Genomic DNA, 14,543 nt, shown 5'->3' with positions numbered 1-14,543 from the left:
ACCTCAGGATGACGCTTCCCCCGTAGCCGTCATCCTGAGGTGGCCGCTTCTTCAGCGGCCCTCGAAGGGCGACGGCGTGCCCAAGATCTGAAACGTGAAGCAAGAAGAAAATGGACAACTCCTCTATCCCCGCAGACCGCATCCCCGTTATCGTCGGCATCGGCGAGATCGTCGACCGTCCCAAGGAGATCACGGATGGCCTCGAGCCGCTCGATCTCCTGGAACAGGCCCTGCGCCGCGCGGAAGCAGACGCCGGCGCAAAGCTGCTCGGCGAGGTGCAATCGCTCGACGTCGTCAACTTCCTGAGCTGGCGCTATCGCGATCCGGAGAAGCTTTTGGCGCAACGGCTCGGCATCTCGCCGTCGCATTGCTACTACGGCCCGGTCGGTGGCGAGAGCCCGATCCGCTACATCCACGAAGCTGCAAAGCGCATCGCGCGCGGCGAATGCGCCGTGGCGGCCATCTGCGGCGCCGAGGCGCAGTCGACCGCGACCAAGGCAGAGCGCGCCGGCGTCAAGCTACCGTGGACGCCGTTCGCGCACGACGTCGAGGAGCCCAAGCGCGGCGCGGCGTTCCAGAAGCCGCTCGCTGTGAAGCTCGGCGTGTTCCGCCCCGTCACCGTCTATCCGTTCTATGAGGCGGCCTCCTCCGCGCATTGGGGCCAGACGCCGCGCGAGGCGATGGCGGAATCCGGCACGCTGTGGTCGCGCTATTCGGAAGCTGCCGCGCAAAACCCAAATGCCTGGCTGAAGCGGCGCTATGCGCCTGAGGAGATCACGACACCGACCGCCAACAACCGCCTGATCGCGTGGCCCTACAACAAGCTCATGGTCGCCAATCCCAGCGTCAACATGGGCGGCGCGCTGCTGCTCACGAGCCTCGCCAAGGCGCGGGCCGCCGGGATCGCCGAGGACAGACTGGTCTATCCGCTCGGCGGCGCCTCGGCGGAGGAGCCGCGCGACTATCTCCTGCGCGACCAGTTCTACGAGAGCCACCCGCAGAACGCGGTGCTGAAGGCCGTGATGGACCTCGCCGGCGGCGACGGCAAACAGTTCGACGCCATCGAGCTCTACAGCTGCTTTCCGTGCGTGCCCAAGATGGCGCGGCGGACGCTGGGCCTGGGCGCCAACGTGCAGCCGACCGTGACCGGCGGCCTCACCTTCTTCGGCGCCCCGCTCAACACCTACATGACGCACGCGGCCTGCGCGATGGTCCGCCGCGTGCGCGACGGCGCCAGGCTCGGCCTGCTCTACGGCCAGGGCGGCTTCGTCACCAAGCATCATGCGCTGGTGGTGTCGAAGACGCCGCCGCACGAGGCGCTGGTGCAGGAGACGAGCGTGCAGGCGGTGGCGGACCGCAACAAACGCACGGTGCCGGAGTTCGTCACGGAAGCAACTGGCAAAGGCAAGGTCGAGAGCTTTACCGTGCTCTACGGCCGCGGCGGCGACGTCGAGCACGGCGTGGTGATGCTGCGCACGGAAGACGACCGGCGCACGCTCGCGCGGATTCCGGCGAGCGACAGCGCGACGCTGGCGCATCTGCTCAACATGGATCGCACGCCGGTAGGCTCACGCGGCGAGATCGCGATGGCTGCCGATGGCGTGCCGGAGTGGCGGGTGGCGTAGCTCTCGTAGAGTAAGCGAAGCGTGCCCACCATCTTGCCACGATGGCGGACATAATGGTGGGCACGGCGCAAGAGCGCCTTTGCCCACCTACGATACTGCCTCAGCTCCTCGGCGCCTGCTTCTCCGAAGCTGTCGCCGGCTTGGCCTTGGCGCCAACCACGCGCACCGCATCCCCATCCGACAGGCCGTCCGGCGGTGCCGTGACGACGCGATCATCCGCTGCGATCCCCGAGGCCAGCTCGATCTCGCGGCCGAGGTCACGGGCGATGGTGACGGTCTTGAACAGCACCTTGTCGTCGGGACCGACAGTCGCAACGCGCAGGCCGCTGCCGTTGAAGATCAGCGCGCTGGCGGGGATGCTGAGCGGCGCGGCATCGCGCTGGAGGTTCAGCTTCACGCTGGCATAGCCGCCGGGCATCAGCTCGCCTGAGGAATTGTCGAGCCCGAGCTGCATGCGCGTGGTGCCGGAGGCGACGTCGACGGCCTGGGAGGAGGCTTCCACTGTCGCCTGGAACGTTCTGTTCGGATATTCCGGCAGGGTGATGGTGGCCTTGGCGCCGATCTTGATCGCCGGCACATAGTTCTGGGGCACGTTGACGTAGACGCGCAGCTTGGTGATGTCGGACACCACGAACATCGCCGGGCCCGCCCCGCCGCCGGCATTGATCAGCGCGCCGACGTCGGTGTCGCGCGCGGTGACGACGCCGTCGAACGGCGCGGTGATCTTCTTGTAGCCGGCCAGCGCTTCCAGGCGCTCCACATTGGCCTGGCCCGAGTGCACGGCGGCGTTCTTGTTGGAGAGATCCGCGGTGCGCTCGTCGATCTCCTGCGCGGAAACGAAGTTCGAGGCGACCAGCGTCTTGCGCCGGTTCAGCGTTGCCTCGGACAGCCTGGCGCTGGCCTGCTGGCTGGCGAGGTCGGCGCGGGCCTGCAAGAGCTGCTGATCGAGGTCTGGCGCCTCGATCTCGGCAATCACCTGCCCTGCCTTGACGCGGGCGCCGATGTCGGCGTTCCAGCTCTTCAGGTAGCCCGACACGCGCGCGAAGATCGGGGCGCGGTAATAGGCTTCCAGCCGGCCCGGCAGATCGATGGTGGCGTTGAGGACCTTGGCGTTGGGCTGGGTCACCGCAACGCTGGGAACGGCCTGATCATCGGTCCATTCCTTTAGCTTGGAGCCCTGCTCCTCGCGGGCACGGATGCCGGTGCCCACGACGAGGCCAGCCGCGATCAGCGCCACCACGCCGAAGATGCCCAGTTTCCGGCGCGACACCGGGGAGCGGGGTTCAGTGGACGACATGCGGGGTCTCCAATGAGGCGGCGGCTTTGGCGCCTTGTTTCTTGTGTACCATGCTGAACACGACAGGAACAAACATCAGCGTTGCGAAGGTTGCAAAGATCAGGCCGCCGATCACGGCGCGGCCGAGCGGCGCATTCTGCTCGCCGCCCTCGCCGAGCCCCAGGGCCATCGGCGCCATGCCGATGATCATGGCGAGCGCGGTCATCAGCACCGGGCGAAACCGGACGAAGCCGGCTTCGAGCGCAGCGGCGACGGGATCGCCGAGCTCCGCGTAGCGTTCGCGCGCGAAGGAGATCACGAGCACGCTGTTGGCGGTGGCAACGCCCATGCACATGATGGCGCCGGTGAGCGCCGGCACCGACAGCGTCGTCTCCGTCATGAACAGCATCCAGACGATGCCCGCGAGCGCCGCCGGCAGCGCCGTGATGATCACGAAGGGATCGGACCAGGACTGGAAGTTCACGACGATCAGGAAATAGATCAGCACGACGGCGCCGAGCAGGCCGAACAGGAGACCAGTAAAGGCGCTGTTCATGGTCTGCACCTGACCGAGCAGCACCACGGAGGACCCCTTCGGCACCTCCTTGGCGGTGTCGGCGATCAGCTGACGGATATCGGCGGCGACCGCGCCGAGATCGCGGCCCGACGTGGTCGCGAAGATCTGCACCATCGACTGGATGTCGTATTGCGAGACCACGGCGCTCGAGGTCGAGCGCTTGATGTCGGCGATGCCGCCGAGGATCGGCGACTGCGCATTGCCGGCGGCGGTGATCGGCAGCGTCTGCAGCGCGCTGAGCGAGTCGATCTGGTATTGCGGCGTCTGCATCACGATCGAGTAGGACACGCCGTTGTCGGGGTTGAGGTAGTAGGTCGGCGCCACCTGCGAGGAGCCGGCGAGATTGACCACGAGGCTGTTGGTGACGTCGCGCTCGGTCAGGCCGACATATTGCGCGCGGGTGCGATCGACATCGATGTTGAAGGTCGGATTGTTCGGCGACTGCTGGATGCGCGCATCGGCAACACCGGGAATCCTGCGGACCTTTGCCAGCAGATTATTCGCGTAAGCGAAGTTGGCGCTGAGATTGGCGCCGCGGATCTGCAGGTCGATCGGTGCCGGCGCGCCGAAATTCAGGATCTGGCTGACGATATCGGCGGGCAGGAACGCGAAGCTGACGCCGGGGAACAATCGCGGCAGCTGCTCACGCAGCACGCGCACATGTTCTTCGGTCGGCTTGTGGCCTTCTTTCAGCTTGATCTGGATATCGCCGTCCTGCGGGCCGATGACGCCGGTGTTGTTGTAGGTCATGTTGATGCCAGAGATCGGCATGCCGATATTGTCGGTCATGGTCTCGATCTCGCCCGGGATCAGCTTGCGGACGGCCTTCTGCACGTCGGCAAGCTGGTTGGCGGTCTCCTCGACCCGGGTGCCGACCTGGGTGCGGACGTGCATCAAAATGTTGCCGGCGTCGACCGCAGGAAAGAAGTTGCGCCCGAGGAACGGCACCAGCGCGAAGGACGTGCCGACGACGAAGAGGAAGCCGATCACGAACACTGCACGGTGCGCCAGCGCGAGCCCGAGCAAACCACGATAGCCACCGCGAATGCGCTCGAACCGCACCTCGAAGCCGCGCTGGAGCCAGACGAAGGGATTGCGCGACTTCGGCGGCCCGCCCTCGTGGTGAACATGCGCCTGCAGCAGGTAGTTCGCCATGGTCGGCACCAGCGTGCGCGACAGGATGAACGACCAAATCATCGCGAACATCACGGCTTCCGCCATCGGCACGAACAGGAAGCGCGCGACGCCGGTCAGGAAGAACATCGGCACGAACACGATGCAGATGCAGAGCAGCGACACGAAGGCCGGCGTCACGATCTGGTTGGCGCCGTCGAGGATCGACTGCTCGACCGGCTTGCCCTGCTCCAGATGGTAATTGATGTTCTCGATCGTCACGGTGGCGTCGTCGACGAGGATGCCGACCGCGAGCGCGAGGCCGCCGAGCGTCATGATGTTGAGCGTCTCGCCGATCGCCGACAGCATGATGATGGCGCCCAGCACCGACAGCGGGATCGAGACCGCGATGATGATGGTCGAGCGCCAGCTGCCGAGGAACAAGAGGATCATGACACTGGTGAGCAGCGCCGCGATCACGCCTTCGAAGGCGACGCCCTGGATCGCGCCGCGGACGAACACCGACTGGTCGCCGATGAAGCCGATCTTCAGCGCGTCGGGCAGCTGATCCTTGACGTCGATCACCTTCTGCTTGATGCCGGCGATGATGTCGAGCGTCGAAGTCGCGCCCGCCTTCAGCACCATCATCAGCACCGAGCGGTTGCCATCGACGTGGACGATGTTGGTCTGCGGCGGGTTGCCGTCGCGCACGCTTGCGACGTCGCGCACATAGACCATGGCGCCGTTGACGGTCCTGATCGGCAGATTGCCGAGTTCGTCGATCCGGAGCGGCGAGTTGTTGAGCTGGATGTTGTATTCGAACTGGCCGATCTTCTGGGTGCCGACCGGCGTGATCAGGTTCTGGGCGGCGAGCGCATTGGCGACGTCCTGGCCCGAGAGGCCGCGGGCCTGCAGCGCGGTCGGATCGAGGTCGATCTGGACCTGGCGCTGCTTGCCGCCGAACGGGTACGGGATCGCCGCGCCGGGCACGGTGACCAGCGGCGTGCGAAGCTGATTGATGCCGATATCGGCGAGGTTCTGCTCGGTAAGCCCCTCGCCCGACAGCGCCACCTGAATGATCGGCACGGTGGAGGCGGAGTAGTTCAGGATCAAGGGCGGCGTCGCGCCCGGCGGCATCTGCTTGAGCAGCGTCTGCGAGATCGCGGTAACCTGCGCGTTCGCGGTGCGGATATCGACGTTGGGCTGGAAGAAGATCTTGATGATGCCAAAGCCGTTATAGGAATTGGCAGTGATGTGCTCGATGTCGTTGACCGTCGTCGTCAGCGCGCGCTGGAACGGCGTCGTGATGCGGCCGGACATCTGGTCGGGCGGCAGGCCGGTGTACTGCCAGACCACGCCGATCACGGGAATGCGAATGTCCGGGAAGATGTCGGTCGGGGTGCGCAGCGCCGCGAGCGGTCCGATGATCAGCAGCAGCAGCGCGAGCACCACGAAAGTATAGGGCCGGCTCAGGGCAATACGGACCAGAGCAATCATGCGCCAGACAATTCCAGGTCAACGAGGATGTGGAATCCGCCCCCGGGCGATCCCCATTTCCCCCTTTACCCGAGCACCGCCGGAAACGCTAACCTCCGGCGGCCTTCGCGCATTCACTTCCCTGCTACCGCATCTGCGAAATCTACATCGCAGCCATGCGGCCGCGTGCTTCACGCAGCGCGGACCGAGTCCAGGAACCTGCCGACCTCGAGCTTGAGGCGGTTGGAATCGCGCGACAGCATCTGCGCCGCCGACAGTACCTGAGACGAGGCGAGCCGGTTTCGGAGGCGCCGCGCTGGACGTCGCCGACATTGGCCGACACCAGCTGCGTTCCCACGGCCGCCTGCTGCACGTTGCGGGCGATCTCCTGGGTCGCCGCGCCCTGCTCTTCGACGGCCGCCGCGATCGCCGATGCGATCTCGGACAAGCGCGCGATGGAGCCGCCGATTTCCCGGATCGCAGCGACGGACTCCTGGGTGCCCTTCTTGTATTCTTCCCACTTTTTGGACCACTCGCTGTACAGAGCTCGTTCTTCGGGCGAGGTGATCATACCCTCGTAAGACTTGCGGAATTTTGTGTTCGCCTCGACCACTGTTGCCAGGGTTTTCTCGGCCGCAAGCTTTTCCTCCAGCGTCTCCGACAGCATGTGCTCGAGGATCACGTTGCGGTAGGTGATGACTCCGGCACGGAGGTCGCCGATCACGCGGACGCTGGAACGGGCGACTAAGAATGCTCTGCGCTCAGCGCATGAGCCCAAGCGCGTCGGAGAAAAACTCCGGACCGCCAAAATTGCCGGATTTCAGAGCGAGCAACATCTCGCCTGCCTGCGCACCGACCGCACGCAGCACCGGGACGCCCGCGGCTATTTCCACGCCCACGAGAAACCCAGGAATCCTCAACCGGTCGACCACGGCGCCCGACGTCTCGCCGCCCGCAACGATCAGGCGCCGGACGCCGGCCTGCACCAGGCCTTCGGCGATGTCGGCCATGGCCTGCTCGATGGCATGCCCGGCCGCGTCGCGGCCGTGACGCGCCTGAACGGCGGCAACGGCTTCCGGTGTCGCGCTCGAGGCGATCAGAACAGGACCATCCGCCAGGCGCGGCCGCGCCCAGGCCAGCGCGCGCTGCGCTTCGCCAGTACCTGCAACGATCTGCTCGGGATCAAGATGTAACACCGGCATGACACGCTCGGCATTGGCGATCTGTTGAAGCGTCGCCTGCGAGCAGCTCCCGGCAAGGCAGGCCGCCGGGCCGCCAACCGCCGCACCAGCGTCGCTGCCCGCCGCGCTCGACCGCACCTTTCCGGTCGACACCAGCGCCCGCGCCAGGCCAAGGCCGATGCCGGAGGCGCCGACCGACAGCCGATGCTCGGCGGCAACGAGGCCGATGGTCTCGAGGTCGCGGTCGAACACGGCGTCGATGATCGCGGCACCGATACCCTTGCCCGCGAGCTCGGCCAGCCGCGCCCGCACCGCATCTGCCCCGCGCGTGACGGCGGCGAGATCGACGAGGCCGATCTGCGTCTTGCTCTGGCGCGCCAAGACGCGCACCAGGTTGGAATCCCGCATCGGGTTGAGCGGATGGTCCTTCAGCGGGCTCTCGTTCAGCGGCACTGCACCGACGAAGAGGTTGCCCTGATAGACGGTGCGGCCCGTCTCCGGAAAGGCCGGCGTCACCAGCAGGGTCGCCTCGCCGCAATCGGCGCGGAGCGCGTCCATGACGGGGCCGATATTGCCGGCGTCGGTGGAATCGAAGGTCGAGCAGATCTTGAACAGGACATGGCCGGCGCCGCGGCCGCGCAGCCACGCCTCCGCCGCGCGTGAGCGCGACACGGCAAGGCCCGCCTCGATCGAGCGGCTCTTCAATGACACAACGACGGCATCGACCTCGGGCAACGCCAGATCATCGGCAGGCACGCCGATGGTCTGCACGGTGCGCAGGCCGGCGCGGGTCAGCGTGTTGGCGAGGTCGGAGGCGCCGGTGTAATCGTCGGCGATGCAGCCCAACGCAAGTGTCACGGCTTCACTCCAGCGTAAGGCTTGAACCAGGCGAGCCCATCCGTTGTCTTGCCGCGCGGATTGTATTCGCAGCCGACGAAGCCGGCATAGCCGAGCCGGTCGAGCTCTTCGAACAGGAACGGATAGTTCAGCTCCTCGCCGTCGGGCTCGTTGCGCGAGGGGATGCTGGCGATCTGGATGTGGCCGATGATCGGCATCATCTCGCGCAGCCGCATGGTGACGTCGCCATGGATGATCTGGCAGTGATAGATGTCGAACTGGAGCTTCAGGTTCGGAAGTCGCAATTCCTGGATCAGGTCGCGGGCGAAGCCGAAATCATTGAGGAAATAGCCGGGCACGTTGCGTGCATTGATCGGCTCGAGCACGATATCGATGCCGTGGGGCGCGAAGAACTCCGCGGCCCACGCCACCGATTTGTAGAACGCCTCGATCGCGACGCGCTCGCCGCGGTTGGCGATACCAGCCATCAGGTGCAGGCGCTTGACGCCGGTCGCCTTGGCGTACGGCAGCGCCGTCTCCAGGCTCGCCTTGAGATCATTGAAGCGCGCCGGGAGCGCCGCAAAACCTTTCTCGCCGGCATTCCAGTCGCCCGGCGGCAGATTGAACAGCGCCTGCGTCAGGCCGTTGCGCTTGAGCCGCTCGCCGACCGCCTCGGCCGGATGCTCGTAGGGAAAAAGGAATTCGACGGCGGTGAAGCCGGCTTGTGCGGCGGCATCGAAGCGGTCGAGGAACGGCACCTCGGTGAACATCATCGAGAGGTTGGCGGCAAAACGGGGCATCGGAGTCCTCTCAGTTCTACTTGTCGCCGGGCAGCTTGACGCCGGTGACCTGCGCATACATCCGCGCCACCGACGCGTCGTCGTCGCGGCCCATGCCGGCGGCTGATGTCATCAGAAACATCTGAAGTGCGGCGGCAGAGACCGGCACCGGGAATCTGGCGCTGCGCGCCATGTCCTGGATGATGCCGAGGTCCTTCACGAAGATCTCGACCGCGCTACGCGGCGTGTAGTCGCCGTCGAGCACATGCGGCATCCGGTTCTCGAACATCCAGGAATTGCCGGCAGAGGCCGTGATCACCTCATAGACCTTGCGGATGTCGAGGCCCTGCTTGGCCGCGAACGCCATCGCTTCGGAAGCCGCGGCAATGTGGACACCGGCGAGGAGCTGATTGATCATCTTGAAGGCCGCCCCCTGCCCCGCGGCATCACCGAGCTCATAGAGCTTTGCGGCCATGGCGTCGAGCGCTGGACGCGCCTTGGCAAAAGCGGCGGAGCTGCCGGAGGCGAGGATGGTCAGCTCACCTTGCGCGGCGCGCTGCGCCCCACCGGAGATCGGCGCATCCAGATAATGCCGGCCGGTGGCCTCCAACTGCTTGGCAAGGCGCCGCGCGATATCCGGGTCCATGGTCGCCGAGGATATGAAGACGCTGCCCTTCGGCATGGTCTCGGCGGCGCCGTCCTTGCCGAACAGGACGGTTTCGGTCTGGGCGGCGTTGACCACAACGCTGACCACGATATCGGCGCCCTTGGCCGCCTCGGCCGGCGTCTTGGCCCCCGCGCCGCCATCCTTCACGAAGCGCGCGACGGCATCCGCCGAAACGTCGCAGCCGGTCACGGCATGGCCGGCGCGCTTCAGCGAGGTCGCCATACCAAAACCCATCGAGCCGAGCCCGATCACGGCGGTACGCTGATTTTGTGGCGTGGAGGCGGACATGCAACTAACCCTTGCGAAACGTTTCCCGGACGGCCGCCCTTTGCGGCGGCTCGGCGCACCGATAACACGGCTTGGCCGCGCTGCCAAAGCGTGAGACAAGCAGGCATGACGGCCATGAACAACGAGACACGGCTGCGTGAGGATATCTGCCGCTTCGGGCGGTCGCTGTTCGAGCGCGGACTGACGCCGGGCTCCTCCGGCAATATCAGCGTCAAGCTGGACGATGGCGGCTGGCTGGTGACGCCGACCAACGCCTCGCTCGGCTTTCTCGATCCGGCGCGGCTGTCGCGGCTGGATAGAAGGGGACGGCTGGTTTCGGGGGATGCGCCGACCAAGGAAGTTCCGCTCCACACCGCGCTCTACGACACGCGCGGGAGCGCGCGCGCGATCGTGCACCTGCACTCGACCCATTCGGTCGCGCTCTCGATGCTGCCCGAGGTCGACCCGCGCGCCGCGCTGCCGCCGATGACGGCCTATTACCTGATGAAATGCGGCGCCACCGCGCTCGTGCCCTACTACCGCCCCGGCGATCCCGCGGTGGCGGACGCGATCAAGGGACTGGCAGGGAAATATTCATCCGTGCTGCTCGCCAACCACGGCCCTGTCGTCGCCGGCGATACGCTGGAAGCCGCGGTGTTCGCGACGGAAGAGCTGGAGGAGACGGCAAAGCTGTACCTGCTGCTGCGCGGGATGAACCCGCGCTACCTGTCGCCGGAGCAGGTGACGGATCTGGTGAAGGTGTTCGGGGTGACGTTGCCGGAGCATGGGGATGGGCATTAGCCCGGCTCTAACCCCGTCATTGCGAGCTTAGCGAAGCAATCCAGAATCCTTCGCGGGAAGACTCTGGATTGCTTCGCTGCGATCGCAATGACGGAGGATGTGGTGACGACAGTAGCCCGCATGGGCGGAGCGATATGCGGGACCAGCGGACCGGAATTGATTTGCATCACCGGGATCGCCAGCACATGATCCCCCTGTAATTGACTGAAGGAGTTGTTTCATCGATCGCTAGGAGAATTGTCATGGATTTCAAAATATCCTGCGCCCTCCTCTCTGCCGCCTGCTTTATTGCCCTGCCACTTTCCGCAGCCGCCCAGACGTCCGCGCGCGGCGGCGTCCCCGATCTCAAGGTCGAGGCCAATTGCAAGGCAACTCAGGAGATCGACAAGTCGCTGACCGAGCCGCAGTCCTACGAGGCCTGCATGAGCGACGAACAAACCGCACAGCAACAGCTCGGGTCCATCTGGACGACAACGCCGGAGGAAATTCGCACCCAATGCTATGCCGAGGCCTCCGCCGGTGGCATCGAAAGCTATGTCGACCTTCTCTCCTGCATCCAGATGAATGGCTTCGGGCAACCCTCGGCACCCGCGTCAACGCTGCGCGGCGCAAGCAAGAACCGGAACAAGAAGCAATCAGGATAGGGATCGTAGCGAGCGGCTACAATCCGAGGTACGCCTTCCTGACGTCGGGATTGCCCTTGATCTCCGCGGACGGGCCCTGCATCAGCACGCGGCCGGTCTGCAGGATGTAGGCGCGGTCGGCGATCTCGAGGCACTCGGCCATGCGCTGCTCGACGATCAGCACGGTCATGCCGGCGTCGCGGATGCGCTTCACCGCCTGAAAGATCTCGTCGACGAGCTTCGGCATGATGCCCTGCGAGGGCTCGTCCAGCATCAACAGCCGCGGGCGCGTCATCAGCGCGCGGCCGATCGCGAGCATCTGCTGCTCGCCACCGGAGAGCGTCTCGGCGCGCTGCTCGAGGCGTTCGGACAAGCGCGGAAACAGGTTGAAGACGAGATCGAGCGGCTCCTCACGGTTCGCCTCGCCGCGATAGAGATAGCTGCCGAGGCGGAGATTGTCGCGCACTGACAGGCGCGGAAACAGCCGGCGGTTCTCCGGCACATAGGCGATGCCGGTGGCGGTGATGTGGTGCTGCGCCATCCCGTCAAGTCGCTTGCCGTCGAACGTCACGGAGCCCGAACGCGGGCGCTCGGCGCCGGCGATGGATTTGAGCAACGTCGACTTGCCCGCGCCGTTGGCGCCGGCGACGCAGACGATCTCGCCCTTCTGAACCTCGATCGAGACCGCGGAGATCGCGACCAGGCCCTGATAGGCCGTCGTGACTTCACGCACCGACAGCATGACGATCTCCCAGATATGCGCTGATCACCTTGGGATCGCGGACCACCTCGGTGGGCTTGCCCTCGACCAGCACCTTGCCGAGGTCGAGCACGATGGCGCGGTCGACCAGCGGCATCACGATCTCCATGACATGCTCGACCATCAGCACGGTGATGCCGGCATCGCGCACCTTACGCACCAGCGCCACGCCGGTCTGCGCTTCGGTCGGCGTCAGGCCGGTGAGGACCTCATCGAGCAGCAGCAGCTTTGGCTCGGTCGCGAGCGCACGGGCGACTTCGAGGCGGCGCTTCTCGGCCGGCACCAGGTCGCTTGCGAGCACGTCGGCGCGCGCGGCAAGGCCGGTGAACTCCAGCACCTCATGCGCCTTGCGGCGCGCCTCGCGCATCACGGTGTTACGAACCAAAGCGCCGACAATGACGTTGTCGACAACCGTCATGGTCTCAAAGCTCTTGACCACCTGGAAGGTGCGCCCGATGCCGCGCTGGCAGCGCTCGGCCGCCGGCATATGGGTGACGTCCTCGCCGTCGAACCAGATCGAGCCTTGCGTCGGCGGCAGCACGCCGGCGATGAGGTTGAACAGCGTCGACTTGCCGGCGCCGTTCGGGCCGATCAGGCCGACGATCTCGCCGCGGCCGACCGAGATCGAGACATCGCTGTTGGCGACGAGGCCACCAAAACGCTGCCAGACGGCACGGGTTTCAAGGAGCGCGGTCATCGCGTGGCCCCCTTAGCTTTTGCGCGTGAGAAAAGGCTCACCAGACCCTGTGGCAGCGCCAGCGAGATCAGCACGATCAGGGCGCCGTAGACGATGAGGTCGACGCCGCGCCCAGAGCCGCCGATATAGGAGCGCGTCAGCTCGGTCATCGGGATCAGGATGGCGGCCCCTAACACCGGCCCCCAGAGGGTGCCGATGCCGCCGAGCACGGCCGGCAGCGCCATCAGCAGCGAGAACTGGAAGCCCATCACGCTCTCTGGATCGATATAGGCGAGAAACTGCGCATAGAAGGCGCCACCAATGGCGACGAGGAAGGCGGAGACGGCCGCCGCGCCCATCTTGGAGTTGAACACGACGACGCCGAGGCTTTCGGCCGCCTCCGGATTGTCCTTCACCGCACGCCACCAAAAGCCCCATTTGGAGTCTTCCAGCCACCAGGTGACGAACCAGGCGAGGCAGCAGAGCGCCAGCGCGAAATAGAAGTATGGCAGCTTGGTGCGCAGGAACTGGAATTTCAGCCAGCTGTCGCCGCGGATCGGAATGGTGATGCCCATCGCGGCTCCCGCCCACTCCCAGTTCTGGAACAGCAGCAGACCGATTTCGGCGATGACGATGGTCGCGATCACGAAGTAATGGCCGCGCAGGCGAAAGAAGGGATAGCCGAGGCCCATCGCGATCAGGGCGGCAATCACGCCGCCGCCGAGCATGCCGAACCAGGGTAGCACGCCGAACTTGGTGAACAAGAGTTCGGTGGTGTAGGCGCCGATGCCGAAATAGAGCGCGTGGCCCAGCGAGATCTGTCCGCAATAGCCGGAGAGAATGTTCCAGCTCTGCGACAGTGCCGCATACATCAAGGTCAGGATCAGGATGTTCTGGACGTAGACATCCTTGATGAACAGAGGCGCGAGCGCGGCGAGCCCGGCCAGCACGGCGGCGATGATGAGGTCGCGGCGGCGCCGCGCGGCAAAATTCTTGTCCATCACATCGACCCGAACAGGCCGCGCGGCCGGATGAAGACGACGAGCAGGTAGACGGCGTAGATGCCGACCGACTTCAGCGACGGCGGCAGCACCAAGGCGGTGACGGCCTCCACGAGGCCGACGATGATGCCGCCAGCGAAGGCGCCGAACACGCTGCCGAAGCCGCCCAGCGCCACCGTGACATAAGCGATCAGCGCAAAGGACGCGCCGACATCGGGATAGATGTAAAAGAACACCGCCATGATCGCGCCGGCGAGGCCTACCAGCGCGGCGCCAAGACCCCAGCCGAGCGCGAACACGCGGTTCTTGTCGATGCCGACGAGGGCCACCGCGCCGGGATCCTCACGCGTCGCTTCCAGCGCACGGCCGAAATCGGTGCGATGGATGAAGAAGTAGAGACCGGCAAAGGCGAGAATCGAAACCAGCGCGCCGATCAGCTGCGGCTCCGGCAGGAAGATGCCGGCGACCGAAATAGTTTTGCCGCCGAGCCATGACTGCGGAATGCTGCGATAATCCGGCGTGAAGAAGAACTGCGCCAGGCCGCGCATCACGATGGCAAGGCCAAAGGTGGAGAAGATCTGCACCATGCCGGCATTGGCCTTGGCTCGCATGGCGAAGCGTACAATGAGCAGGTAGACCACCGCTCCGAACACGAACAGCGCCGCCGCAACCAATGGCGCCGACAGCAAGGGATCGATGGCGAAGAAGGCGAACAGAAAGAAGCTCGCATACATCGCGATCATCAGGAACTCGCCATGGGCGAAGTTCACGACGTCCATCAGGCCGAAGATCAGCGCGAGGCCGACCGCGATCAGTCCGTAGAGCAGGCCCATGAGCAGGCCGCTCGCGAGACTCTGGATAATGGCTTGGGCTGTCACTGCTTT

General features: G+C 65.5%; 12 protein-coding genes and 1 pseudogene. 3 read left to right on the top strand and 10 right to left on the bottom strand.

All coding sequences use genetic code 11. The features are described 5' to 3' along the window. Window positions 1-110: 110 nt before the first annotated feature. On the top strand, window positions 111-1,625 hold the full coding sequence (locus LRP30_RS12540) for an acetyl-CoA acetyltransferase (protein ID WP_249760508.1): 1,515 nt from the start codon (window positions 111-113) through the stop codon (window positions 1,623-1,625). 100 nt (window positions 1,626-1,725) lie between these two features. On the opposite strand, the gene LRP30_RS12535 is transcribed toward LRP30_RS12540, so the two are convergent. The 6 genes and pseudogenes from LRP30_RS12535 to ltnD all read right to left on the bottom strand — a co-directional run bounded on the left by LRP30_RS12535 (window position 1,726) and on the right by ltnD (window position 9,819). After that, complete coding sequence (locus LRP30_RS12535; RefSeq protein WP_249760507.1) at window positions 1,726-2,922, bottom strand: efflux RND transporter periplasmic adaptor subunit; 1,197 nt, start codon at window positions 2,920-2,922, stop codon at window positions 1,726-1,728. Then, a complete protein-coding gene (locus LRP30_RS12530; RefSeq protein ID WP_249760506.1) occupies window positions 2,909-6,088 on the bottom strand; it encodes an efflux RND transporter permease subunit in 3,180 nt (1,059 codons plus the stop codon). The genes LRP30_RS12535 and LRP30_RS12530 overlap by 14 nt, the downstream gene beginning before the upstream one ends. Before the next feature lie 170 nt (window positions 6,089-6,258). Further along, window positions 6,259-6,749 (bottom strand): annotated as a pseudogene (locus tag LRP30_RS12525) (hypothetical protein). 79 nt (window positions 6,750-6,828) lie between these two features. Then, a complete protein-coding gene (otnK, locus tag LRP30_RS12520) occupies window positions 6,829-8,106 on the bottom strand; it encodes a 3-oxo-tetronate kinase (protein WP_249760505.1) in 1,278 nt (425 codons plus the stop codon). Beyond that, a complete protein-coding gene (gene otnI / locus LRP30_RS12515; RefSeq protein WP_249760504.1) occupies window positions 8,103-8,885 on the bottom strand; it encodes a 2-oxo-tetronate isomerase in 783 nt (260 codons plus the stop codon). The genes otnK and otnI overlap by 4 nt, the downstream gene beginning before the upstream one ends. A gap of 16 nt (window positions 8,886-8,901) precedes the next feature. Then, window positions 8,902-9,819 (bottom strand): L-threonate dehydrogenase, encoded by a 918-nt coding sequence (gene ltnD, locus LRP30_RS12510; RefSeq protein WP_249760503.1) that lies wholly within the window; start codon window positions 9,817-9,819, stop codon window positions 8,902-8,904. Window positions 9,820-9,924: 105 nt separating this feature from the next. Here ltnD and LRP30_RS12505 point away from each other — a divergent pair, with 105 nt between their 5' ends. Together LRP30_RS12505 and LRP30_RS12500 are read left to right on the top strand one after the other, a co-directional pair. Beyond that, on the top strand, window positions 9,925-10,599 hold the full coding sequence (locus LRP30_RS12505; RefSeq protein ID WP_249760502.1) for an aldolase: 675 nt from the start codon (window positions 9,925-9,927) through the stop codon (window positions 10,597-10,599). A 242-nt stretch (window positions 10,600-10,841) separates the two neighbouring features. Beyond that, entirely contained in the window at window positions 10,842-11,243 is a 402-nt protein-coding gene (locus LRP30_RS12500) for a hypothetical protein (RefSeq protein ID WP_249760501.1), read from the top strand. 16 nt (window positions 11,244-11,259) lie between these two features. Here LRP30_RS12500 and LRP30_RS12495 read toward each other — a convergent pair whose 3' ends face one another. The 4 genes from LRP30_RS12495 to LRP30_RS12480 are packed head-to-tail and all read right to left on the bottom strand — an operon-like array spanning window position 11,260 to window position 14,492. Further along, entirely contained in the window at window positions 11,260-11,964 is a 705-nt protein-coding gene (locus tag LRP30_RS12495) for an ABC transporter ATP-binding protein (protein ID WP_091895295.1), read from the bottom strand. After that, complete coding sequence (locus LRP30_RS12490) at window positions 11,948-12,679, bottom strand: ABC transporter ATP-binding protein (RefSeq protein WP_249760500.1); 732 nt, start codon at window positions 12,677-12,679, stop codon at window positions 11,948-11,950. The genes LRP30_RS12495 and LRP30_RS12490 overlap by 17 nt, the downstream gene beginning before the upstream one ends. Beyond that, window positions 12,676-13,659 carry a branched-chain amino acid ABC transporter permease gene (locus tag LRP30_RS12485; RefSeq protein ID WP_249760499.1) on the bottom strand — a complete coding sequence of 328 codons (984 nt, stop codon included), beginning with the start codon at window positions 13,657-13,659 and terminating at the stop codon, window positions 12,676-12,678. Before LRP30_RS12485 ends, LRP30_RS12490 begins: the two co-directional genes overlap by 4 nt. Beyond that, window positions 13,659-14,492 (bottom strand): branched-chain amino acid ABC transporter permease, encoded by an 834-nt coding sequence (locus tag LRP30_RS12480; RefSeq protein ID WP_157329139.1) that lies wholly within the window; start codon window positions 14,490-14,492, stop codon window positions 13,659-13,661. Before LRP30_RS12480 ends, LRP30_RS12485 begins: the two co-directional genes overlap by 1 nt. Window positions 14,493-14,543 lie beyond the last annotated feature (51 nt).

It is taken from the genome of Bradyrhizobium sp. C-145 (genome assembly GCF_023375135.1).
GTDB classification, from domain to species: Bacteria; Pseudomonadota; Alphaproteobacteria; order Rhizobiales; family Xanthobacteraceae; genus Bradyrhizobium; species Bradyrhizobium zhanjiangense.
Note: the sequence above shows the minus strand (reverse complement) of the source record. Positions and strands in the feature narration are given on the sequence as shown.

Coding starts and splice junctions, on each gene's coding strand:
- LRP30_RS12530 (WP_249760506.1), bottom strand. CDS start 6,088: ATGATTGCTCTGGTCCGTATTGCCCTGAGCCGGCCCTATACTTTCGTG.
- otnI (WP_249760504.1), bottom strand. CDS start 8,885: ATGCCCCGTTTTGCCGCCAACCTCTCGATGATGTTCACCGAGGTGCCG.
- LRP30_RS12540 (WP_249760508.1), top strand. CDS start 111: ATGGACAACTCCTCTATCCCCGCAGACCGCATCCCCGTTATCGTCGGC.
- LRP30_RS12480 (WP_157329139.1), bottom strand. CDS start 14,492: ATGGGCCTGCTCTACGGACTGATCGCGGTCGGCCTCGCGCTGATCTTC.
- LRP30_RS12485 (WP_249760499.1), bottom strand. CDS start 13,659: ATGGACAAGAATTTTGCCGCGCGGCGCCGCCGCGACCTCATCATCGCC.
- LRP30_RS12495 (WP_091895295.1), bottom strand. CDS start 11,964: ATGCTGTCGGTGCGTGAAGTCACGACGGCCTATCAGGGCCTGGTCGCG.
- ltnD (WP_249760503.1), bottom strand. CDS start 9,819: ATGTCCGCCTCCACGCCACAAAATCAGCGTACCGCCGTGATCGGGCTC.
- LRP30_RS12535 (WP_249760507.1), bottom strand. CDS start 2,922: ATGTCGTCCACTGAACCCCGCTCCCCGGTGTCGCGCCGGAAACTGGGC.
- LRP30_RS12505 (WP_249760502.1), top strand. CDS start 9,925: ATGACGGCCATGAACAACGAGACACGGCTGCGTGAGGATATCTGCCGC.
- LRP30_RS12500 (WP_249760501.1), top strand. CDS start 10,842: ATGGATTTCAAAATATCCTGCGCCCTCCTCTCTGCCGCCTGCTTTATT.
- LRP30_RS12490 (WP_249760500.1), bottom strand. CDS start 12,679: ATGACCGCGCTCCTTGAAACCCGTGCCGTCTGGCAGCGTTTTGGTGGC.